The sequence below is a fragment of the Pseudoalteromonas sp. SR45-1 genome (assembly GCF_014163655.1).
GTDB classification, from domain to species: domain Bacteria; phylum Pseudomonadota; class Gammaproteobacteria; order Enterobacterales; family Alteromonadaceae; genus Pseudoalteromonas; species Pseudoalteromonas distincta.
This window is the reverse complement of sequence record NZ_JACJDR010000016.1, coordinates 98,240-120,302: the sequence shown is the minus strand read 5'-3', so window position 1 is coordinate 120,302 and position 22,063 is coordinate 98,240. Positions and strand designations below refer to the sequence as shown.

General features: G+C 39.3%; 19 protein-coding genes and 5 tRNA genes. 19 read left to right on the top strand and 5 right to left on the bottom strand.

Annotated elements, in window-relative coordinates:
* The 7 genes from H5089_RS16030 to purF all read left to right on the top strand — a co-directional run.
* On the top strand, window positions 1–1,548 hold a 1,548-nt coding region (locus H5089_RS16030; protein ID WP_310735814.1), incomplete at its 5' end, for a FimV/HubP family polar landmark protein.
* Between the two features lie 278 nt (window positions 1,549–1,826).
* Window positions 1,827–2,621 (top strand): tRNA pseudouridine(38-40) synthase TruA, encoded by a 795-nt coding sequence (gene truA / locus H5089_RS16025; protein WP_165724236.1) that lies wholly within the window; start codon window positions 1,827–1,829, stop codon window positions 2,619–2,621.
* A gap of 155 nt (window positions 2,622–2,776) precedes the next feature.
* Window positions 2,777–3,652, top strand: coding sequence for an acetyl-CoA carboxylase, carboxyltransferase subunit beta (gene accD, locus H5089_RS16020; protein WP_007376856.1), 876 nt, complete (start codon window positions 2,777–2,779; stop codon window positions 3,650–3,652).
* Window positions 3,653–3,677: 25 nt separating this feature from the next.
* Window positions 3,678–4,943, top strand: coding sequence for a bifunctional tetrahydrofolate synthase/dihydrofolate synthase (gene folC, locus H5089_RS16015; protein WP_002958358.1), 1,266 nt, complete (start codon window positions 3,678–3,680; stop codon window positions 4,941–4,943).
* Window positions 4,944–4,954: 11 nt separating this feature from the next.
* The gene (locus H5089_RS16010) at window positions 4,955–5,596 is read left to right on the top strand and encodes an SPOR domain-containing protein (protein ID WP_002958357.1); all 642 of its coding nucleotides are present in this window, start codon (window positions 4,955–4,957) and stop codon (window positions 5,594–5,596) included.
* Window positions 5,597–5,790: 194 nt separating this feature from the next.
* A complete protein-coding gene (locus H5089_RS16005) occupies window positions 5,791–6,285 on the top strand; it encodes a CvpA family protein (protein WP_002958356.1) in 495 nt (164 codons plus the stop codon).
* 18 nt (window positions 6,286–6,303) lie between these two features.
* Entirely contained in the window at window positions 6,304–7,830 is a 1,527-nt protein-coding gene (gene purF / locus H5089_RS16000) for an amidophosphoribosyltransferase (RefSeq protein ID WP_024596369.1), read from the top strand.
* Window positions 7,831–7,944: 114 nt separating this feature from the next.
* Here purF and H5089_RS15995 read toward each other — a convergent pair whose 3' ends face one another.
* Window positions 7,945–8,544 (bottom strand): Yip1 family protein, encoded by a 600-nt coding sequence (locus H5089_RS15995; RefSeq protein WP_182712639.1) that lies wholly within the window; start codon window positions 8,542–8,544, stop codon window positions 7,945–7,947.
* A gap of 205 nt (window positions 8,545–8,749) precedes the next feature.
* Here H5089_RS15995 and miaE point away from each other — a divergent pair, with 205 nt between their 5' ends.
* Window positions 8,750–9,517, top strand: coding sequence for a tRNA isopentenyl-2-thiomethyl-A-37 hydroxylase MiaE (miaE, locus tag H5089_RS15990; RefSeq protein WP_182696375.1), 768 nt, complete (start codon window positions 8,750–8,752; stop codon window positions 9,515–9,517).
* On the opposite strand, the gene H5089_RS15985 is transcribed toward miaE, so the two are convergent.
* The 3 genes from H5089_RS15985 to H5089_RS15975 all read right to left on the bottom strand — a co-directional run bounded on the left by H5089_RS15985 (window position 9,514) and on the right by H5089_RS15975 (window position 11,672).
* On the bottom strand, window positions 9,514–10,299 hold the full coding sequence (locus H5089_RS15985; RefSeq protein ID WP_138488746.1) for a transporter substrate-binding domain-containing protein: 786 nt from the start codon (window positions 10,297–10,299) through the stop codon (window positions 9,514–9,516). The genes miaE and H5089_RS15985 overlap by 4 nt on opposite strands.
* 54 nt (window positions 10,300–10,353) lie before the next feature.
* The gene (locus H5089_RS15980) at window positions 10,354–11,091 is read right to left on the bottom strand and encodes a UDP-2,3-diacylglucosamine diphosphatase (protein WP_002958351.1); all 738 of its coding nucleotides are present in this window, start codon (window positions 11,089–11,091) and stop codon (window positions 10,354–10,356) included.
* A gap of 89 nt (window positions 11,092–11,180) precedes the next feature.
* Complete coding sequence (locus H5089_RS15975) at window positions 11,181–11,672, bottom strand: peptidylprolyl isomerase (RefSeq protein ID WP_002958350.1); 492 nt, start codon at window positions 11,670–11,672, stop codon at window positions 11,181–11,183.
* A gap of 155 nt (window positions 11,673–11,827) precedes the next feature.
* Here H5089_RS15975 and cysS point away from each other — a divergent pair, with 155 nt between their 5' ends.
* Window positions 11,828–13,207 carry a cysteine--tRNA ligase gene (cysS, locus tag H5089_RS15970; protein WP_024596371.1) on the top strand — a complete coding sequence of 460 codons (1,380 nt, stop codon included), beginning with the start codon at window positions 11,828–11,830 and terminating at the stop codon, window positions 13,205–13,207.
* 72 nt (window positions 13,208–13,279) lie between these two features.
* Here the strand turns inward: cysS and folD are convergent, their stop codons facing one another.
* Window positions 13,280–14,134: a bifunctional methylenetetrahydrofolate dehydrogenase/methenyltetrahydrofolate cyclohydrolase FolD gene (folD, locus tag H5089_RS15965; protein WP_002958348.1), complete on the bottom strand. Its 855-nt coding sequence runs from the start codon at window positions 14,132–14,134 to the stop codon at window positions 13,280–13,282.
* 353 nt (window positions 14,135–14,487) lie between these two features.
* Here folD and H5089_RS15960 point away from each other — a divergent pair.
* The 10 genes from H5089_RS15960 (at window position 14,488) to H5089_RS15915 (ending at window position 21,914) form a co-directional block, all read left to right on the top strand.
* Window positions 14,488–14,564: transfer RNA gene (locus tag H5089_RS15960), tRNA-Pro, on the top strand.
* A gap of 57 nt (window positions 14,565–14,621) precedes the next feature.
* Window positions 14,622–14,698: transfer RNA gene (locus H5089_RS15955), tRNA-Arg, on the top strand.
* Between the two features lie 23 nt (window positions 14,699–14,721).
* Window positions 14,722–14,797: transfer RNA gene (locus tag H5089_RS15950), tRNA-His, on the top strand.
* 14 nt (window positions 14,798–14,811) lie between these two features.
* Window positions 14,812–14,888: transfer RNA gene (locus H5089_RS15945), tRNA-Pro, on the top strand.
* 70 nt (window positions 14,889–14,958) lie between these two features.
* Window positions 14,959–15,035: transfer RNA gene (locus H5089_RS15940), tRNA-Pro, on the top strand.
* Between the two features lie 378 nt (window positions 15,036–15,413).
* Window positions 15,414–16,718, top strand: coding sequence for a trigger factor (tig, locus tag H5089_RS15935; protein ID WP_002958347.1), 1,305 nt, complete (start codon window positions 15,414–15,416; stop codon window positions 16,716–16,718).
* 164 nt (window positions 16,719–16,882) lie between these two features.
* Window positions 16,883–17,500: an ATP-dependent Clp endopeptidase proteolytic subunit ClpP gene (gene clpP / locus H5089_RS15930; protein WP_002958346.1), complete on the top strand. Its 618-nt coding sequence runs from the start codon at window positions 16,883–16,885 to the stop codon at window positions 17,498–17,500.
* Window positions 17,501–17,635: 135 nt separating this feature from the next.
* A complete protein-coding gene (gene clpX, locus H5089_RS15925; RefSeq protein ID WP_002958344.1) occupies window positions 17,636–18,919 on the top strand; it encodes an ATP-dependent protease ATP-binding subunit ClpX in 1,284 nt (427 codons plus the stop codon).
* Between the two features lie 151 nt (window positions 18,920–19,070).
* Window positions 19,071–21,440 carry an endopeptidase La gene (gene lon, locus H5089_RS15920; protein ID WP_182694190.1) on the top strand — a complete coding sequence of 790 codons (2,370 nt, stop codon included), beginning with the start codon at window positions 19,071–19,073 and terminating at the stop codon, window positions 21,438–21,440.
* A 183-nt stretch (window positions 21,441–21,623) separates the two neighbouring features.
* Window positions 21,624–21,914 (top strand): HU family DNA-binding protein, encoded by a 291-nt coding sequence (locus H5089_RS15915; RefSeq protein ID WP_158000827.1) that lies wholly within the window; start codon window positions 21,624–21,626, stop codon window positions 21,912–21,914.
* Window positions 21,915–22,063 lie beyond the last annotated feature (149 nt).

The window sequence follows — 22,063 nt, the reverse complement described above, 5'->3', positions numbered from 1 at the left end:
GCAGAAGAACCTGAGCTTAAAGAAGAACCTGAACTTATAGATGTAACGGTTGATGATTTTTCAGATACATCAGAGTCGCTTCTTGATCCTGAAGATGCGCTTGAAGAATATACAGATGATACTTTAAAGAGCGTTGATGAGCTTTTAAATGAGCTACAACAAGCGACGGATGATGACTATATAGAAACACCAGATTGGTCTTTAGATGAGCTTGAAGACGATCTTGAAGAAATAGAAGTAGATCTTGGTGACGATCCGTTAGCGGGCGACGATGACTCAGATCTTACAAAAATTGAAGAGCAGCTTGATAGCGATCTTATAACGCCAAGTGAAGAGTTAGATGAATATCCTGAACTTGAATTAGACGATGATCATTCATTATTGGAGAATGAACCTTCGTTTGAGCCGCAAGAACCTAAAGAAAATGCACCGAGTGAAGAAAATGCAGTAGCACTTAGTCAAACAGAGAAAGATCTCGCAAATGCGCTTTCTGAAAATGCTAACTTAGATAGCTTAGAAGATGATTTTGATGATGAACTATTAATTGATAATGACTTCTCTGAATCAGAAGCTAAGGTTGAAGACGAGTCGTTTGATGATGATTTACTGCAAGAAATTAATGACGGAATTGATTCTGTTGAACCAGTTAGTATAGAAGAGGATACCAAACCTCTTAACCTTGATGAAGTTCAAGAAACACTAGAAAGTGAGTTGCCATTTACCCCCGAAGAATTACAAGGTGATGATTTAGACGGTGAGGCGCAGGGAGTCGCTTCCAGCCAAGCTGAGCAGGACTTATCAAATGCGCTTTCTGAAAATAATGATTTAGATAGTTTAGAAGACGATTTTGATGATGAAATTTTAATTGAAGACGATTTTTCTGACTTAGATGTTGAGTTTGACGAAGATATTTTAGAGCAAGCGCTAACTGATGAGTTATCAGACGAGCAGCAAGAGCAAACAAATGCAGAGCGCGAAGCACAGTTAACAAACTCAGATGAAGCAGGTAGCACTAATATTAGCTCTGACGATGAACTTGATGAAGAGTTTATGTCAAATTTGACGCAAACTGATTTTGATTCATTACTTAGTGAGTTAGCGGAGCCTGAAGAATTAAGTGCTGAGGATAGCAGTGAATTTGATGTCGACTTTGACAGCTTGCTAAAAGAAGACTTAGAGGAAGATGACTCATTAACTACAAAAGAGCCACTTGTTGAAAGTAGTGATATTGAGCAACTTGATAATGATGAATTTGTAGATATAGATTCATTATTAGAAGAAAGTGAAGAGGCTGAACTTGAACACGAACCTTACACCGACGTTAATATGGATGTCGGTTTGAGTGAGTTTGATGCATTACTTGCTGGTGATAACCCAACCGATGTTGATGCTGAAAGTGGTGGTTATTCAGCTAAACTAGATTTAGCGCGTGCTTATATTGAAATTGATGATTTTGATTCTGCGCTCAAGGTCATTGAGGATGTCATCAACAAAGGCCCAGAAGAAGTTCAAGAAGAGGCACTTAGTTTAAAAGCGAAACTAAAATAACAAATTGTTAAAAAAACCCTTAATTGGTTATTCTAATTAAGGGTTTTTTTATGGATGTTAGTTTAATTATAACAAGGGAAAGCAACGCATTAACGAAGTGAATTTTATAGTATGTAATTGTTATAAAAGAATAATTTACATCTTAATTATTAAGTTATTTGATTCATTGAAATGATCATGTTTTTAATAAAAAGGGTATTACCGCACACCTCCTTTTATTGCGTCGAGAGATAGCATAAAATGCCGTGTTCATTAGCACAGTAGGTAAAGCAGTAATTATGCGAGTAGCACTTGGAGTTGAATACAACGGCGTACGCTATAGTGGGTGGCAACGTCAATCACATGTAAATAGCGTACAACAAGAAGTAGAAAAGGCATTGTCGCGTATTTGTAATCACCCAGTTGAAGTAGTATGTGCGGGGCGAACTGATGCGGGTGTGCACGGTACAGGTCAAATAATACATTTTGAAACTGAAGCTTCGCGTGACATGGTCGCATTTACAATGGGTATGAATACCTTATTGCCTAAAGATATTGCTATTCGCTTTGCACAACCAGTTGCTGTCGATTTTCATGCTCGTTTTAGTGCAACCGCTCGCCGATACCGCTATATTATTTATAACTCTCCTTTTCGAGGAGCAGTGTTAAACGAAGGGGTTACGCATTTTCATCACCCATTAGATGAAGTTAAAATGCAGGAAGCCTGTCAGTATTTGATCGGGACACACGATTTTACATCTTTTCGAGCGATCCATTGTCAAGCAAATACACCGACTCGCACTATTCATCATTTATCGGTACAGCGCCAAGGGTGTTACGTTATTATTGATATTAAGGCGAATGCGTTCTTGCATCACATGGTACGTAATATAACGGGGAGCTTGATGGATATTGGCATACATAAGCAACAGCCCATTTGGTTGAAAGAATTACTTGATTGTAAAGAGCGTGCTAAAGCAAGTGCTACAGCTAAAGCTGCAGGTTTATACTTGGTTGATGTCGATTATCCTGAAGAGTTTAATATTCCTAAAATGCCTTTAGGTCCATTGTTTTTACCTGACGCTGAAATTTAGTTATGGTTGCCGTTAGTGTTTTTTATGAACACTTTTAACTACTAAGACCAGTTTTTTATACCGCGTTAGTGTAATTCATGTTTTAATTGAAAAAATTTGTCTGCTAATTGCTATTGGCAGGCTCGCGACACAGAACAGCATTAAGAGAGTTGCAAATGAGTTGGCTAGAAAAAATCTTACCTAAAACGACAAAATCATCAGGTCGTAAAGAAATCCCAGAAGGTGTTTGGGCTAAGTGCACATCGTGTGATTCAATTTTATATAAAGCTGAATTAGAAAAGTCATTAAACGTATGTCCTAAGTGTGACCACCACATGCGTGTTAGTGGCCGTAAGCGCCTGGAGCACTTTTTAGATGAAGGTGACCGTCAAGAGCTTGGCACACAACATGAGCCTAAAGACATTCTTAAGTTTAAAGATTCTAAAAAATACTCTGATCGTATCAGTGCAGCCCAAAAAGCAAGTGGTGAAAAAGATGCACTTGTAGCTATGAAAGGCCGATTAAAAGGCATTCCAGTTGCAGCAGTAGCATTTGAGTTCTCATTTATGGGTGGCTCAATGGCTTCTGTTGTTGGCGCTCGCTTTGTTGATGCTGTTGATCAATGTTTAGAGCATAATATGCCGCTTATTTGTTTTTCTGCATCAGGCGGTGCACGCATGCAAGAAGCGCTTATGTCGCTTATGCAAATGGCTAAAACAAGTGCTGCACTTGCAAAAATGACTGAAAAAGGTCTTCCGTTTATTTCAGTCATGACTGACCCAACTATGGGTGGTGTATCTGCATCGCTTGCTATGCTGGGCGATATTAACGTTGCAGAACCTAAAGCGTTAATTGGTTTTGCAGGTCCTCGTGTTATTGAGCAAACAGTTCGCGAAACATTACCTGAAGGCTTTCAGCGTAGTGAATTTTTGCTTGAACACGGTGCAATTGACATGATTATTGACCGCCGTGAAATGCGCGATACCCTTGCACGCATTTTAGCTAAATTTATGAACTTGCCTTCTACGGAACAAGAGCATAGAGTAGCGTAAATTTCAGCTTTACTGATTACACGCTATGACAAAAAAAATTCCTAGCCAATCATCAAGCCTTGATGATTGGCTTTTTTATTTAGAAAGTGTTCACCCAGCTAACATTGCTATGGGCTTAGAACGAGTTGCTAATGTTGCTAACAATATTGGCCTGTTAAACACTCCAAGTAAAATTATTCTTATTGCCGGTACAAACGGTAAGGGCACCACAGCACGGTGCTTAGAGTCGCTATTGCTAGCGCAAGGTTTCAGTGTGGGTACTTACGCATCTCCACATTTAATTCGTTATAACGAGCGTGTACGAGTTAATGGGGAAGAATTGGCAGACCAATTTCATATAGATGCTTTTCACCAGCTTGAGCAAGGCCGTAAAGACACTGCTCTGACTTATTTTGAATATGGTACTTTGGGGGCGTTGGCAATTTTTAAACGCTGTAACGTCGATTATGTATTACTAGAGGTTGGTTTAGGTGGACGCTTTGACGCCACAAATATAGTCACTCCCTTTGCAAGCGTGATCACCACTATAGACTTAGACCATAAAGAGTACTTAGGTGATACCCGTGAGTTAGTGGCTTATGATAAAGCCGGTATTTTTCGTGAAAATACGCCCGCTATTATAGGGGATTTAAATATTCCTCACACAATGACTGATTACGGCAAAGAAATTAATGCCAACATGACGCTGTCGGGCAGTGACTTTATTTTTAAAGAAAATGCTGAGAGCTTTAATTGGCAATATAAAGAACATAATCTTGAAATAGATAAGCCTGCAATACCGTGTCAAAATGCAGCTACCGCATTAACCACGCTCAGTGTTTTAAACTTATTACCAAGTGAATCAATTATACGAAGTTGTTTAGCTAATTTAGTTGTCGAAGGGCGCTTTCAACAGTTAAGTGTTGAGCCTTTAGTCTTTACCGACGTAGCACACAACCCTGAGTCGGCGCGTTATTTAGCCAATAAGTTATCAAGCTATAAAGATAAAGGCTTTAAAATTCATGCATTAGCCGCTATGCTTGCTGATAAAGATAAAGCGGGTGTATTTAAAGAAGTAAGTCACTTGGTCGATGAGTGGTCATTAGCGAGCTTAAGTGGCCCGCGAGGCGACACTGCAAGTAATTTACAAAATGCACTGCACGAATTGTCTCATCATAATACTATTAATAGCTATGATAGTGTGGCACAAGCACTGAATGTAATTTTACCAGAACAACAAAGTGATACTATGTTGATTATATTTGGTTCATTTTTTACAGTTGCTGGCGCTATTAATTACTTTAAAAAATAGAGAGGATGTCGGTGAACTCAAGTTTTATTAATCGCTTAGTCGGAACAAGTATAGTGGTGATCGCAGCAATTGTGTTTATCCCTAATATACTCGATGGCGAAAAAGTGCATTATAAAGAAGGCTTTAAAGCGATCCCAGACCGCCCTGAGTTCAAAACAATCGATCTTCAAGAGTCAATTGATGAAAATATGGCTAATGCTGAGCCACTAAAGCAAGATGAAATTGAAGACATTCAAGCTGACGATGAAGCTTTTGAGCAGCAAAGCGCGATGGATGAGAGTGATTACGCTGTGGAAGATAAAGTTGTTGAAGCAACTATAGAACCCAAAGCTACACCAATTACAAAAGCGCCTGTTCAAGCTAAGCCAGAGCCAATTGCACCACGTAAAAGTGATGAAAACCTAACGAGTATGGCCTATGTTATTCAATTAGGTAGTTTTTCACATGTTGCAAACGTTAAAGCATTACAGGCTAAATTAAAGGCTGAAGGGTTTAAAACATTTACTAAACCGATTAAAACCCCAAATGGGACATTAACCAAAGTATTTGTTGGTCCTTCGCTTGATAAAAGTGAATTACAAAAGCAGCTCCCCCAGCTCAAAGAGCTTACTAAATTAAATGGTAAAGTTACGCAGTACGAAGTAACAAAATAATTTAAAAAAGGCTTGTATAACAAGCCTTTTTTTATTTATTTATATTTTTTTTATCATTATCTTTATCTCACAATACCTAGACTAGAATGTTAATTTTTTGTATTAACTACAACCCAGTAATCTCCCGTTTAAACTTGCATACTAACGATGTTTGGGTATAGAATGCGCCCCAAATTAGCGACTAATTGGTTCTTATGATCTGGGTTGATTACGCCATTATTGGCATCATTGTATTGTCTACCATCATCGGTTTAATACGCGGCTTTGTAAAAGAAGCAATGTCATTAGCTGTATGGGCTGGCGCCTTTATCATCTCTAGCTTATTTTACCAATATTTAGCTTCCTTCCTAACAACCATTTCTGAACCCCTTTTAAGAAATGCGGCGGCCATAGCCATATTATTCTTTGCGACGCTACTGTTAGGCGGTTTACTAAACTACATTTTAGGTGAACTTGTACATCGTACTGGTTTATCGGGTACCGACCGTGTTTTTGGCATAGTGTTTGGTGCTCTACGAGGCGTGTTGGTCGTGAGCGCGTTACTCTTCTTTCTTGATGCTTTTACTGGTGCACCCAATACGCACTGGTGGGGCAATTCTATTTTGATTCCAGAATTTGGCTTTGTTGTTGAATGGTTCTTTTCGTACCTAGAAAACAACTCGAGCTTTTTAAATTCAGTAAACCGTTAATCGGCGAGGATAAATTACATGTGTGGTATCGTTGGAATAGTCGGAACATCCCCTGTCAATCAGGCGATTTATGATGGCTTAACTGTTTTGCAGCACCGTGGTCAAGATGCCGCGGGTATCATTACCATTGAGAATAATACGTTCAGCTTACGCAAAGCAAATGGCTTAGTGAAAGATGCCTTTCACACTCGTCATATGAAACGACTACAAGGTACGATTGGTCTTGGCCATGTGCGCTATCCTACAGCAGGGTCTTCAAGCTCATCTGAAGCACAGCCTTTTTATGTTAACTCACCGTTTGGTATAGCGCTTGCCCATAATGGTAACCTTACTAATGCAGAAGCTTTAAAAGAGCAGTTATTCTCAGAAGCACGTCGTCATGTAAATACAACATCTGATTCAGAAATCTTACTCAACATCATGGCACATGAACTAAGTAAATCTGATAAGTTGCATTTAGACCCTGAAGATATATTTACTGCGGTAACCGAGGTAAATAATAAAGTAAGCGGTGGTTATGCAACAATTGCTATGATTATTGGTCACGGCATTGTTGCTTTTCGTGACCCTAATGGTATCCGTCCACTTGTATTTGGTAAACGTGAGACTGCAAAAGGCACTGAGTACATGTTCGCTTCAGAAAGCGTTGCGTTAAAACCGGATGGTTTTGAGTTTGTACGTGATGTTGCCCCTGGTGAAGCTATATATGTTACAGAAGAAGGTGAATTTCATTCACTTAGTTGTGCAGATAAAGCATCTTACTCGCCGTGTATTTTTGAATTTGTTTATTTTGCTCGACCTGATTCAACAATAGACCGTATGTCTGTGTACGCAACACGCGTAAACATGGGCACAAAACTAGGTGAAAAAATTGCACGCGAATGGGCTGATAAAGACATTGATGTAGTTATCCCAATCCCAGAAACTTCATGCGATGTAGCACTGGAAATTGCACGTGTGCTTGATTTACCGTATCGTCAAGGTTTTGTTAAAAACCGTTATATCGGTCGTACATTTATCATGCCTGGCCAAGAGATGCGTAAAAAATCAGTGCGTCAAAAGCTAAACGCAATTGATCGCGAGTTTAAAGGTAAAAACGTATTATTGGTTGATGACTCAATTGTTCGTGGTACAACATCAGCACAAATTGTTGAAATGGCTCGAGAGTCTGGTGCTAAAAATGTTTACTTTGCATCCGCAGCGCCTGAAATACGCTTCCCTAATGTGTACGGTATTGATATGCCTTCAGCAGCTGAGCTTATTGCTCACGGACGTGAAGTTGAAGATATTAATGCAAGTATTGGTTCTGACGGTTTAATCTTTCAATCGTTAAAAGATTTAATAGCTGCGGTTAGCCAAGAAAATCCTGAAATTACTAAGTTCGAAACCTCTGTATTTGATGGGCAATATATTACAGGCGATATTGATCAAAACTATTTAAACCGTATTGATGAGCTACGTAACGATTCAGCAAAAAGCACCCGCGAAAGTGCGATGTCTTCAAGTTTAGAGATTCACAACCAAGACGAAAACGAAGCTGATTAATAATTAGTTAATAAAAAGTCGTTACATAAAAAAAGGAGCTAATTAGCTCCTTTTTTGCGAAGGAAAGAAAGGGAACATTTCTATCAAACACGACTCTTTATTAGCTAAACTTTACTAAGTAAACATTGGACTAACAATCCCATTTGTCCAAAGCATGGCTGTTACAGCTAAAATAATAACCAGTAATATTAATCCACACGTTACAACCGAGCTGGCATAAATAAAACCACGCTCTTCTGGAATATGCATAAGTATTGGTACGCCGGTATAAAGTAAGTAGATCGAGTAAGCTAGTGCAATAATTCCAATACACACTACAAACCAAAGTACAGGCCAAAAGGCGGCAAGCGCCGACATAAACACAGGTGTTGCAGTATAAGCTGCAAGTTCAAGTGTTTGTGTAAATGTAGGCTTAGAGCCAAATGTAACGGCCATCCAATGAGCCAAATACGCCAATGCAAAAACACCCGCTATTAAAGCAAAATACATTGCAACTGCAATTAACAGCGCACTATCGTGCGTTAAAAATACAGGATCGCCTGCGCCTATACTCCATCCTAAATAAACAGATGAGTAATAACCCATTATTGAAGGAAACAAAGCAATCAGTAAAATATGCGACAAACTATAGGTTAAACTTTCATGGCGATTATCTATTGTTTGCCATTCTTCAAGTGGGTGAGCATAAATGCCCCAGAGGTGATTTAATATCATAGTACTTACTCCATAAAAGGAACGTATTACTGTTTTGGTTGGTTTATTTTTATACAGTCTATGTACAGTTATGGTTCACTTATTTTGCAAAGTCAAGTTAACTCATTATTAACATTTTGCACAGATTAGGGCTTTGATTTATCCCAAACAAAATTTCGTGTTAAAATAATGGCATATCAAATTTATTTAGTAATGAGCAGTCAACGTGCCACATAGCCAACTTTTAGAGCCGATCAATAACTTTTTAGTGTGTACAACCCCACAGCAGTGGGTGGAGCAGGCAATTAAAAAAGAGAACTTATCAGTAATCTTAATCGATCACTTAATTTGTGAGTTAAAAGCGGCTCAAAGTGCGATGTTTTTAATACGTAAATACGCTGTTGATAAAGAGGGCAGTGATGCCTTACTCGAGTGGCTAAAGCCATTTGAAACGCTTATTTATAAGCGTGAAGGAAATTGGCGTGATCTCGCGGCTAAAAATAAGCTAACTAAATCAATAATTCCTAAATCTAATTCGCCATATGGACAAGATTTAATTGATAAAATGGTATTGTTGATAAAAGAAGAGTTGCATCATTTTTACCAAGTGCTCGAAATTATGGACGAGTACGGTGTAGAGTACCAAAGCATTACACCATGTCGTTATGCAAAAGGCATGCTTCGTCATGTTAAAACGTTTGAGCCAAACGCCCTTGTTGATAAATTAATTGTAGGCGCTTACATTGAGGCGCGTTCATGTGAGCGTTTCGCAAAGCTTGCGCCGCATGTTGACAAACGTTTAGGTGATTTTTATATTTCGCTGCTGCGCTCTGAAGCCCGTCATTACCAAGATTATCTAACTTTAGCGCAAGAAATTGCTGATTTTGATATTACCGAACGAGTTAAAGAATTTGGCGAGATTGAAGCCGAATTAATTTCATCACAGGATGAAGATTTTAAGTTTCATAGTGGCCTGCCAATAGCAGAAAGCTAATTTTCTTTTAAAAAATTAATGTATTCAGCTGTTTTTTGATTGCTGAAATTGTGTTTCTTCATGATTTCAGCAATGCTTCCGTTTTCAATTATTATATCAATCCCTCTATTAAACTTTTGTAAGTACTCTTTTGCCCTGTAATTTGATTTAGAGACAACTAAATATAGTTTATGAGAAGCAAGATCTGGCAATAAGTACTCAATTTTATTCTTATCTAAATCAACTTCGTTATTGTGCTCAAGCCAATACTTCCCTACTTCTTTAGTGCCTGCGACCAAATCAATACGTCCTTGTTGTAGCAGGTATAAACTTGTAGGAAGGCTTTTAGTGGATGTTATTGCCAGCTCAGTATTTCTTGTAAACTCTTGGCTTACAAAGGCATTGTCTTCTGTACCAATACTATAAGGTGTTAATGATTTAACTGTACCATCGAAGTTAATAGCACTCTCTTTGCGTTTAAAAATTCCTGAATGAGCAACTGCAAGTGGGCGAGAGTAGTAAAAAACTTCATTTCTTTTTAATGAATAAAAAGCGCCTAAAATAGCTGTTTTTCTCTTTTTTTCTAATAGCTTTAGGGCGCGGTCCCATGTCGTAAACTCGGCTTCGCTATTAATGCCTTGAGTTTTAAGGGCTGATTGAGTGATTTCATATAACCAACCGTTATCAGGAAGGTTTTCGCTAAAATAGGGAGGGTAGTTTTCAGTAACAATTTGCCATGTTTGCTCGCTAAATACTTTGGTAGGAATGGCAATTACTACGATGAAAATTAACAGCTTAATCATTAAACCTCTCACTATTATTCAAATATATAGTTAAATAATAGTCAGGATTTTAAATTATGCGAAAGGCGTGCTAATTAATTCTTGTGATTGAGGGGTAACGACTAAATAAGAGCCTTGGGTATACCAGTCACCTAGCACTGTACGAGTAAGCGTTTGTTCATTAACTTTATAGGTATGAACATTAGGGCGGTGAGTATGACCATGAATCATATTAGTAACGTTATGTTTGGCAAAGGTGGCAAGCACGGCTTCATCTACAACGTCTAAAATTTCGATAGGTTTATCAGCTTGGCTCAACTTACTTTTTTCGCGGGCATTACGCGCTATTTTTTTACGATACCAAAGTGGCATTGCAAGCATTAATTTTGGCCACCACCAACCACGGCTTTTTTTACGAAATTTTTGATACTCAGTATCTTGAGTACACATTTCGTCGCCATGTAAAATAACGGTAGGCGTACCATATAAATCAATGACTGTTTGTTCATCGAGTAAAGTCATTGCGGCCATGTCTGCATATTGCTTGCGCATGATGAAATCACGGTTGCCATGTATAAAATAAACAGGTGTCCCACCATCATTAACGGCGCTTAAATGCTTTGCTACATCGGCACTCAGCGCTGTAATGTAGTCATCTCCAACCCATACTTCAAAAAAATCACCCAAAATATAAAGTGCATCTACATCTTTATTTAGTATATGTGTATTTAAAAAGTCAAAAAATGCAGCGCTAATGTCGGGGCGGTTTTCGCTTAGGTGTAAATCTGCAATAAAGTAAGTTTGGCGAGTCATAGGTCAGTCTTTTCGATATAAATAAAGCGGGCGTATACACATTGCGTAAATGCCCGCTGATACTCCACATTACGTGGGTAAACTTACTATTAGCTAACAGTAACGCTTTCGATGATCACATCTTCAAGAGGCACGTCTTGGTGAAAACCAGTACTACCTGTTGCTACGCCTTTTATTTTATTTACTACGTCCATGCCTTCTACTACTTCAGCAAAAACACAGTAACCCCAGCCTTGCGATGTTTCGCTACTGTGGTTTAAAAAGTCGTTGTTATTCACGTTAATGAAAAACTGCGCCGTAGCTGAATGAGGATCAGGTGTACGTGCCATTGCTAAAGTACCTATCTTGTTAGATAGGCCATTATTAGCTTCATTTTTAATTGGGTCGTTAACTTCTTTTTGTTCCATACCTGGTACAAAACCACCGCCTTGAACCATAAAACCATCGATTACACGATGAAAGATAGTGCCGTTGAAAAAATCAGCATTTGCATACTCTAAAAAGTTTTTAACAGTGTTTGGAGCTTCTTGCTCAAACATTTTAATGGTGATGTCACCAAAATTGGTGTGTAGAACAACCATGTGTTTTCCTATATCTGGTTTAAATATTGGCGCTATTTTATCGTAGTTGGCTAAGATTAACAAAGTAGATGTTTGGTTTGTTATAAAGCGCTAGAGCAGGGGCTTTTCAAGTGGTAACATAACTGTTCAAGTAAATAGTCAAGGACTCAAAGTAAATGGTAAATATATACAACACACTCACGCGACAAAAAGAGCAATTTAAACCTATGGTCGAAGGCAAAATCGACATGTATGTGTGTGGTATCACCATTTATGATTACTGCCATATTGGACACGCTCGTACTTTTGTTGGTTTTGACGTTATTGTGCGCTACTTACGTCATATTGGTTACGATTTAAAATATGTACGTAACATTACAGATATCGACGATAAAATAATTAAACGTGCAAATGAAAATGGTGAGTCAATAAACGACTTAACTGTGCGCATGACTAAAGCGATGCATGAAGATTTTGATAGCCTAAATATGCTACGCCCAGATGTTGAACCAACAGTTACAAGCCATATGGATGAAATTATCGTTATGGTTAAGCGCTTGATTGAAAAAGGCCATGCCTATGTTGCAGCTGATGGCGATGTTTTGTTTGATGTATCAACGTTTGAGCAATATGGTGCGCTTTCTCAGCAAGATTTAACTATGTTGCAATCGGGCTCTCGCGTAGAAGTGGCTCAAGATAAAGACGATCCGCTTGATTTTGTGTTATGGAAAAAAGCCAAAGCAGGTGAGCCATCATGGTCATCACCGTGGGGTGAAGGGCGTCCTGGTTGGCATATTGAATGTTCGGCAATGAGCTCAAAACACTTAGGTGAGCATTTTGATATTCACGGTGGGGGGTCTGATTTACAGTTTCCACATCATGAAAACGAAATTGCCCAGTCGTGCTGTGCAAACAACGGCAAGTATGTAAATACATGGATACATACTGGCATGGTGCAAGTAAATAAAGAAAAAATGTCTAAGTCGTTAGATAACTTTTTTACTGTGCGTGAAGTTTTAAAAGCATACGATGCCGAATCTGTTCGTTACTTTTTAATTTCAGGGCATTACCGCAGCCAATTAAATTACTCACAAGAAAATTTAGACCAAGCGCGTTCATCACTTGAACGCATTTATACAGCGCTTCGTGATGTCGTACCGGTAGAGTGCGACTTAGAAGGCAATGAGTTTGTTGCTAAGTTTAGAAAAGCAATGAATGATGACTTTAATACACCAGAAGCACTACCTGTGTTGTTCGAACTTGCTAAAGAATTAAACCGCGTAAAAGAAAGTGACGCAGGTCAAGCTGGCAAGTTAGCGTTTATACTGCGTAGCCTCGGTGAAGTGTTAGGTGTTGCTCAACAAGCACCGGAAGCTTTTTTACAAGGTGGGCAAGATGACGACGAAGTTGCGACAATTGAAGCATTAATTGTAAAACGTAATGAAGCACGTGCTAGTAAGGACTGGGCTGCTGCTGATGAAGCACGTGATGCACTTAATGCATTAGGTGTAATACTTGAAGATTCAGCTGGTAAAACAACGTGGCGTAAAGCGTAAGCGTTTAAAGTTATTCAGGTCAAACTAAAAAAGGGTTGCCAAATGGCAACCCTTTTTTGATTTTTTAACAGCTTAGCTGTGATACTTTTCACACGCTTCAAGTGTGTTTTCAATTAAGCTTGCGACAGTCATCGGGCCAACGCCACCTGGTACAGGTGTAATAAAATGCGCTTTTTGTTCGGCCACACTGTATTGAACATCACCGACTAATTTACCCGTATCTAAGCGGTTAATGCCCACATCGATAACAATAGCGCCTTCTTTTATCCAATCTCCCGGTATAAATTCAGGTTTACCGACAGCCACAACTAATAAGTCAGCGCGGCGAACATGTGTTTCTAAGTCTTGAGTAAATTTATGGCACACAGTGGTAGTACAACCTGCTAATAAAAGCTCTAACGACATTGGACGACCAACAATATTTGACGCGCCAACGACAACTGCATGCATCCCTTTATAGCGTACACCCGTTGAATCAAGTAATGTAATAATGCCTTTAGGCGTACATGGGCGAAGGGCAGGCATACGCTGTGCTAATCGACCAATGTTATATGGATGAAATCCATCAACATCTTTATGTGGGGTAATACGTTCTAAAATCTTTTCAGCATCAAGACCTTTTGGCAGTGGTAACTGCACTAAAATTCCATCAACTTCGGCATCATTATTTAGCTCGTCAATTAAATCTAAAAGAGTTTGCTCTTGTGTGTCTGCTGGTAAATCAAATGATTTAGAGATAAAACCGACTTCTTCACAGGCCTTACGTTTTGAACCAACATAAACTTGGCTTGCTGGATCAAGTCCTACAAGTACTACTGCAAGTCCTGGTGCACGTAAACCATTTGCTACACGTTCACTTACGCGTTCTGCTACAGCGCTACGTACTTGTTTTGCGATTGCCTTACCATCAATGATGTTTGCCGTCATGGGTGACCTTTAATTGGGGTTAATTAACTAGATACCGATACTCTAAAAACGAATGCATAATAAAATAGGGGTAAAAATGCTAATAAAGAAAAATACGCTCTTTATTTAACTCGTTTTATAATGTGCCTACTATTTTCGCAGAAAAGCATAGCAGCGCCAAGTTGCTTTTAAGGTATATAACGTTTGAGCTGTTAAATAGTTTAAAATTCAGCCGACTATTGTAATATTTAACCATTGTGCACTAAAAATGAGCACTTGATTGGTTTTCTTAAAAAAACGTTTGACCTAACCCCGTCAAATCACTATTATGCACCCCGTTGTCAACGAGGTCACTCGCTAGCAATAATAAGTTTCGGCGATTAGCGCAGTTTGGTAGCGCACTTGGTTTGGGTCCAAGGGGTCGCAGGTTCAAATCCTGCATCGCCGACCATTTTTTTATAATTTTTTATAATCGAATAGCTTATTGGTAAACTATGAAGTTTTCGATGCGCCCATAGCTCAGCTGGATAGAGCAACGCCCTTCTAAGGCGTCGGTCGAAGGTTCGAATCCTTCTGGGTGCACCATTTGAAAACATGTAAATATAGCGGTGATTGTAGCTCAGTTGGTAGAGCCCCGGATTGTGATTCCGGTTGTCGTGGGTTCGAGCCCCATCAGTCACCCCATTTACAACGAATATCGGCGATTAGCGCAGTTTGGTAGCGCACTTGGTTTGGGTCCAAGGGGTCGCAGGTTCAAATCCTGCATCGCCGACCATTTTCTTAAAATGGTCTTAAACTCTCAGTTTAAGTGTTCAGTATGAAAAAAGAAGTTAACTCTTCAATGTCGGCGATTAGCGCAGTTTGGTAGCGCACTTGGTTTGGGTCCAAGGGGTCGCAGGTTCAAATCCTGCATCGCCGACCATTTTCTTATCTAATAAGAACAATAAGTAAATTCCTCTAAGTTATAATTCTAAATCTGTTAGCCTATAATTCTATTAAATAATTTCTATTTTATTCTATTTAGTCCGTAGTTAGCCTGTTTTTTATTCAGTTAGTCTTTATAGTCCCTTATCTAGTCCAAATAATTGCCCCCTATACTCGACTATCATAAATATTAGGTTATAATGCCGCGTCTATTGTTTAACATAGTGCCCGAAGGGCAAAGCAGCAATGGTGTCTCATGGTAGCGACGGATGCTTTTAAGTGTGGAAAACCGCTTAAACTTTATCAAGACTCATGCAGAACACTTTGTTTGTAAAGGAAGGCGAACAGTCGCCAAAATTGAATATTGAGGTAAATCATGCAAGTTTCTGTTGAGACGACCCAAGGCCTTGAGCGCCGTATAACTATCACCGTTCCTTCAGAGAACGTTGAGACCGAAGTAAAAAAACGCCTACAACAACTGTCAAAAACACAGCGTATAGATGGTTTCCGTGCTGGTAAAGTTCCAGTATCTGTAATTAACAAGCGTTTTGGCCCTGCAGTTCGTCAAGAAGTTGCTGGCGAAGTAATGCAACGTAATTACATTGAAGCAATCGTTTCTGAAAAAATCAACCCAGCTGGCGCGCCTACATTCGCTCCTAAATCACTTGAAGCAGGTAAAGATTTAGAATTCTCAGCAACGTTTGAAGTTTACCCTGAAGTTGAAGTTCAAGGTTTAGATAAAATTACTGTTGAAAAACCAGCAGTAACAGTAACTGACGAAGATTTAGCTAACATGCTAGAAACACTTCGTAAGCAACACGCAGCGTGGGCTGATGTTGATGCAGCTGCTGGCGAAAACGACCGTGTAACAGTTGATTTCGTAGGTACTATCGACGGTGAAGTATTTGAAGGCGGCAAAGCTGAAGACTTCCCATTAGAACTTGGCCAAGGTCGTATGATCCCAGGTTTTGAAGATAACATCGTAGGTAAAAAAGCAGGCGAAGAAGTAGTTGCTGATGTAACTTTCCCTGATGATTACCACGCTGAAAACTTAAAAGGTAAAGCGGCTCAATTCACTATCACAGTGAAAAAAGTTGAAGCGCAAGAATTACCAGAATTAAGCGAAGAGTTTGCAACTAAATTCGGTGTTACCGAAGGCGGCGTAGACGCGCTTAAAGAAGAAGTTAAAAAGAACATGACACGTGAGCTAGACCAAGCGGTTAAAGCAAGCGTTAAAGACCAAGCAATCAAAGGTCTTTTAGCTAACAACGAAATCGAAGTGCCTAAAGCACTTGTTGATCAAGAAGTTGATGCTCTACGTCAGCAAGCAGCTCAACGTTTTGGCGGCGACGCTCAAAACATGCCAGAGCTTCCAGCTGAATTGTTCCACGAGCAAGCTGTAACACGTGTAAAAACTGGCCTTTTATTAGGTGAAGTGATTAAAGCTAACGACATCAAAGTTGATGATGCTAAAGTTGAAGCATTAATCGCAACAGTAGCTTCTGCATACGAAGATCCAACTGAAGTAGTAGAATACTACAAAGGTAATGATCAACTTATGCAGCAAATGCGTAATGTAGCAATGGAAGAGCAAGCTGTTGAAGCTATTTTAGCTAAAGCAGTTGTTACTGATGTTGAAAAAGCATTTGATGACATCATGAATCCACAGCAAGGTGCTTAATAAGTCATTGACTTAAGCTCTCGCTAACGATTAAATGGCTCGTGTTACTCTGTTTATACAGCGTGCCCGGGCCATTTTAGTTTTTGGCTCTAAATTTGCGAAAAACGATAACTATGCTTCCTTATAATAAGGATAAGTATAAGCGCATAAGGAATTAAATAAGTATGAATACTGGTATTACAGATCCCCTAAATGCATTGGTCCCAATGGTTGTTGAACAAACACCAAAAGGCGAGCGCTCGTATGATATTTATTCGAGATTATTAAAAGAGCGTATTATCTTTTTAACAGGTCAAGTTGAAGACAACATGGCAAATCTGATCTTAGCGCAAATGCTATTTTTAGAATCAGAGAACCCTGATAAAGATATCTTTTTATATATCAACTCACCAGGTGGTTCAGTAACTGCGGGTATGGCTATTTACGACACAATGAACTTCATCAAACCAGATGTAAGTACAATATGTGTAGGTCAAGCTGCAAGTATGGGTGCTTTTTTACTTACTGCTGGTGCTAAAGGTAAGCGTTTTTGCCTACCAAACTCACGTGTGATGATTCACCAACCATTAGGTGGTTTCCAAGGTCAAGCATCTGACTTTGAAATACACGCTAAAGAAATTCTGTCTATTAAAGATAAGCTTAACCGCTTAATGGCTGAGCATACAGGCCAACCATTAGATATTATCTCTAAAGACACTGATCGTGATAACTTCATGAGTGCTTCGCAAGCTGTAGATTACGGCTTGGTAGACTCTGTATTTACAAATCGCGACAAAAAGTAAGCGCTTGGTAAGCAGGACTGCCTGTTTGCCACTTTGAGTTACTATGCGAAAACCAATAAATTTTGGTATAGTTAAAGCGTATTGAAATAGCCGCCAATAGTTTTGGTGGCCAACGTAATAAAATGAGGTAGCTGAATGTCTGACACTCCTACAGACGGCGACAAAAGTAATAAATTGTTATACTGCTCTTTTTGTGGCAAAAGCCAACATGAAGTGCGTAAATTAATTGCAGGCCCTTCAGTATACGTTTGTGATGAATGTGTAGAGTTGTGTAACGATATTATCAGGGAAGAGATCAAAGACATTGCTCCTAAGCATGATACGTCTGACAAACTACCTGTACCAAAAGAAATTCGTAAACACTTAGACGATTATGTTATTGGTCAAGACCATGCTAAAAAAGTATTGTCTGTTGCCGTTTATAACCATTATAAACGCCTACGTAACCAATCGACTAAGCAAGACATTGAATTAAGTAAAAGTAATATTTTGCTTATCGGCCCAACAGGTAGTGGTAAAACATTACTTGCAGAAACATTAGCGCGCCTACTTGACGTGCCGTTTACTATGGCCGATGCCACTACATTAACCGAAGCAGGTTATGTAGGTGAAGATGTTGAAAACATCATTCAAAAGCTTTTACAAAAGTGCGATTACGATGTTGAAAAAGCACAGCGCGGTATTGTCTACATCGATGAAATTGACAAGATTTCTCGTAAATCAGATAATCCTTCAATTACGCGTGACGTATCAGGCGAGGGCGTTCAACAGGCGCTACTTAAACTGATTGAAGGCACCGTTGCTTCTGTTCCACCGCAAGGTGGTCGTAAACATCCACAGCAAGAGTTTTTACAAGTAGATACATCTAAAATCTTGTTTATTTGTGGTGGTGCATTTTCAGGCCTAGATAAAGTAATTGAGCAACGTAGCCATAAAAACACCGGTATCGGTTTTGGCGTTAGCGTAAAAGAGTCTGCGGCGAGTCGTTCTTTAAGTGAAACATTTAAAGATGTAGAGCCAGAAGATTTAGTTAAATATGGCTTAATTCCTGAGTTTATAGGTCGTTTGCCGGTAGTGGCTACGCTAACAGAACTTGATGAAGCAGCTCTTGTACAAATATTGAGTGAACCTAAAAACGCGATTACTAAACAGTTTTCAGTATTGTTTGGTATGGAAGACGTTGAACTTGAGTTTCGCGATGATGCCTTAGCTGCAATTGCCCACAAAGCAATGGAGCGTAAAACAGGCGCACGTGGTCTTCGTTCAATTGTTGAAGGTGTACTACTTGATACTATGTACGAGCTTCCTTCAATGGATGATGTAAGCAAAGTAGTTATTGATGAAACCGTTATTAAAGGTGAGTCAGATCCAATCTTGATTTATGAAAATAATAAACAAGATAAAGCTGCATCAGAATAGTTTTTAAGCTATTTGAATGGAAAAAGGAGCCTTAGGCTCCTTTTTTTATAATTAATTTAATCGAGTTAGGGAAAATTGTTGAACTTTAATTAGGTTATCCCCATATACTTGAGTAATCTTTAAAATAAATGAAGTGCGAAGAGAAACTATAATGACGCTTGAGAGAACCGACCGAGTCGAAATCCCAGTCCTTGCACTGCGCGATGTTGTGGTATACCCGCACATGGTGATCCCGCTTTTTGTTGGCCGTGAAAAATCAATAAAATGCCTAGAAGCGGCAATGGACAAAGACAAACAAATTTTCTTGGTTGCACAAAAAGATGCAACTGTAGATGAACCAGAGCAAGATGATATTTATCGTATCGGTACTATTGCCACTGTACTTCAGTTATTAAAATTACCAGACGGTACAGTTAAAGTTTTAGTCGAAGGTACACAGCGCGCACAAATTGAAGAATTTGTAGATAACGATGACTTTTTTGTCGCTAATGCTCAATTTATTGAATCTGATTCTGTAGATGAACAAGAGCAAGATATTTTTATCCGAAGCGCAATTAGCCAGTTTGAAGGCTATGTAAAGCTAAATAAAAAAATTCCACCTGAAGTACTAACTTCGGTTTCAGGTATTGATGAGCCAGCACGTCTTGCCGACACAATGGCAGCGCATATGCCGCTTAAAGTACCTGAAAAACAAAAAGTGCTCGAAATTTCAAGTGTCACAGAACGTCTTGAATATTTAATGGCACTAATGGAAGGCGAAATAGACTTATTGCAAGTTGAGAAGAAAATTCGTACCCGCGTTAAAAAGCAGATGGAAAAATCTCAGCGCGAGTATTACCTCAATGAGCAAATGAAAGCCATTCAAAAAGAACTTGGTGAGCTTGATGATGTGCCTGATGAATTTGAAGCGCTTAAAAAGCGTATTGAAGATTCAGGCATGCCTGATGAAGCTAAAGAAAAGGCAACTACAGAGCTCAATAAGCTTAAAATGATGTCGCCAATGTCTGCAGAAGCAACTGTAGTGCGTTCATACATAGATACATTAATTAATGTGCCATGGAAAAAACGCTCTAAAGTGAAAAAAGACTTAGCAGGCGCACAAAAAATTCTTGATAGCGATCACCACGGCTTAGATAAAGTAAAAGAACGCATTATTGAGTACCTCGCAGTACAACAGCGTACTAATAAGCTCAAAGGGCCAATTTTATGTTTAGTTGGACCACCAGGTGTTGGTAAAACATCACTTGGGCAATCTATTGCACGTTCGACTGGTCGTAAGTATGTTCGTATGGCGCTTGGCGGCGTACGTGATGAAGCTGAGATTCGCGGTCATCGTCGTACATACATAGGTTCAATGCCAGGTAAGCTAATTCAAAACATGACAAAAGTGGGCGTTAAAAACCCATTATTCTTATTAGATGAAATCGATAAAATGTCATCGGACATGCGCGGCGACCCAGCATCAGCATTGTTAGAGGTGCTTGATCCGGAACAAAACAGTCATTTTGCCGATCACTATCTTGAAGTCGATTACGATTTATCTGACGTTATGTTTGTAGCAACATCAAACAGCTTTAACATTCCTGGTCCATTATTAGATCGTATGGAAGTTATTCGCTTGTCGGGTTACACCGAAGATGAAAAGCTAAACATTGCAAAAGAGCACTTAATTACTAAACAAGTTAAACGTAACGGTTTAAAAGAGTCTGAAATAGTTATCGAAGACAGCGCAATTATTGGCATTATTCGTTATTACACACGTGAAGCGGGTGTACGTAACTTAGAGCGCGAAATTTCGAAACTATGCCGTAAAGCCGTTAAAAATATCTTACTTGAAAAAGACACTAAAATAGTGACCATCAATCAAGATAACCTAGAAGAGTTTTTAGGTGTGCAGCGCTTTGACTATGGCAAAGCTGAAGATGGCGACCGTATTGGTCAAGTTACAGGCTTAGCATGGACAGAAGTTGGCGGTGATTTGCTAACAATTGAATGTGCGGCAGTGCCAGGTAAAGGCAAGTTAAGTTACACCGGCTCTCTTGGCGATGTAATGCAAGAGTCGATTCAAGCTGCAATGACGGTTGTGCGTAATCGAGCAGATACTTTCCGTATTAACAGCGACTTTTACGAAAAACGTGATATTCACGTACACGTACCTGAGGGCGCAACACCAAAAGATGGTCCTAGTGCGGGCGCAGCAATGGTAACGGGTCTTGTATCTAGCTTAACGGGTAATCCTGTACGAGCAGATGTTGCTATGACTGGTGAAATTACACTACGCGGTGAAGTACTTCCGATTGGTGGTTTAAAAGAGAAGTTATTAGCGGCGCATCGTGGTGGAATTAAAACAGTGATCATTCCAAAAATTAACGAACGTGACTTAAAAGAGATACCAGACAACGTGCTGGCAGGTCTTGATATTCACCCAGTTACTTGGATTGACGAGGTGTTAAAGCTTGCTTTAGTGCATCCTGTTGAGAGTTTTTCGGTCGAAACACCTAAAAACCAAGAAAAAACATAAAAAAAGTGCTTTTTAGGGCTTTTCAAATCTAAACGGTATGATAAGTTAAGCACTGGTTTTCAAGCCTAGCCCTTACGGGGCCTAGGCTTAAGAAAAATATAATCATGTGGGCATTAAAAGTTTGCTCTAAAATTTTCAAAAAAGTGATGTTAGTTTAAAAAACCATCGCTCTTGATAATAACAATGAAAGAGGATGATATTGTGAATAAATCTCAATTAATCGATCAAATCGCAGCTGATGCTGACATTTCTAAAGCGGCTGCAGGTCGTGCACTAGATTCATTCATCGAATCTGTATCTGGCGCGCTAAAAGATGGCGACTCAGTTGCACTTGTAGGTTTTGGTACTTTCTCAGTACGTGAACGTGCTGCACGTTCAGGCCGTAACCCGCAAACTGGTGAAACTATCCAAATTGCTGCTGCAACTATTCCAGCTTTCAAAGCCGGTAAAGCGCTTAAAGACGCAGTAAACTAATCACTGTTTTAAACACATTAGTTATGGCGAGTGTAAAGTTACTGATTCACCACAACAGATGAGTTAAGTAACTTTTCCGCCAGTTACTTCAAGTGAAAAAGCGTATCTGGTAAGATACGCTTTTTTTACATGTGACAAGGTAAAATACC

What these genes read in the sequence shown, in the direction of transcription:
- cysS (WP_024596371.1), top strand. Translation starts at nt 11,828, where the DNA reads ATGGTAAATATATACAACACACTCACGCGACAAAAAGAGCAATTTAAA.
- accD (WP_007376856.1), top strand. Translation starts at nt 2,777, where the DNA reads ATGAGTTGGCTAGAAAAAATCTTACCTAAAACGACAAAATCATCAGGT.
- purF (WP_024596369.1), top strand. Translation starts at nt 6,304, where the DNA reads ATGTGTGGTATCGTTGGAATAGTCGGAACATCCCCTGTCAATCAGGCG.
- H5089_RS15980 (WP_002958351.1), bottom strand. Translation starts at nt 11,091, where the DNA reads ATGACTCGCCAAACTTACTTTATTGCAGATTTACACCTAAGCGAAAAC.
- H5089_RS15915 (WP_158000827.1), top strand. Translation starts at nt 21,624, where the DNA reads ATGAAAGAGGATGATATTGTGAATAAATCTCAATTAATCGATCAAATC.
- H5089_RS16005 (WP_002958356.1), top strand. Translation starts at nt 5,791, where the DNA reads ATGATCTGGGTTGATTACGCCATTATTGGCATCATTGTATTGTCTACC.
- clpX (WP_002958344.1), top strand. Translation starts at nt 17,636, where the DNA reads ATGTCTGACACTCCTACAGACGGCGACAAAAGTAATAAATTGTTATAC.
- folD (WP_002958348.1), bottom strand. Translation starts at nt 14,134, where the DNA reads ATGACGGCAAACATCATTGATGGTAAGGCAATCGCAAAACAAGTACGT.
- H5089_RS15975 (WP_002958350.1), bottom strand. Translation starts at nt 11,672, where the DNA reads ATGGTTGTTCTACACACCAATTTTGGTGACATCACCATTAAAATGTTT.
- clpP (WP_002958346.1), top strand. Translation starts at nt 16,883, where the DNA reads ATGAATACTGGTATTACAGATCCCCTAAATGCATTGGTCCCAATGGTT.
- lon (WP_182694190.1), top strand. Translation starts at nt 19,071, where the DNA reads ATGACGCTTGAGAGAACCGACCGAGTCGAAATCCCAGTCCTTGCACTG.
- truA (WP_165724236.1), top strand. Translation starts at nt 1,827, where the DNA reads ATGCGAGTAGCACTTGGAGTTGAATACAACGGCGTACGCTATAGTGGG.
- folC (WP_002958358.1), top strand. Translation starts at nt 3,678, where the DNA reads ATGACAAAAAAAATTCCTAGCCAATCATCAAGCCTTGATGATTGGCTT.
- H5089_RS15995 (WP_182712639.1), bottom strand. Translation starts at nt 8,544, where the DNA reads ATGATATTAAATCACCTCTGGGGCATTTATGCTCACCCACTTGAAGAA.
- H5089_RS15985 (WP_138488746.1), bottom strand. Translation starts at nt 10,299, where the DNA reads ATGATTAAGCTGTTAATTTTCATCGTAGTAATTGCCATTCCTACCAAA.
- tig (WP_002958347.1), top strand. Translation starts at nt 15,414, where the DNA reads ATGCAAGTTTCTGTTGAGACGACCCAAGGCCTTGAGCGCCGTATAACT.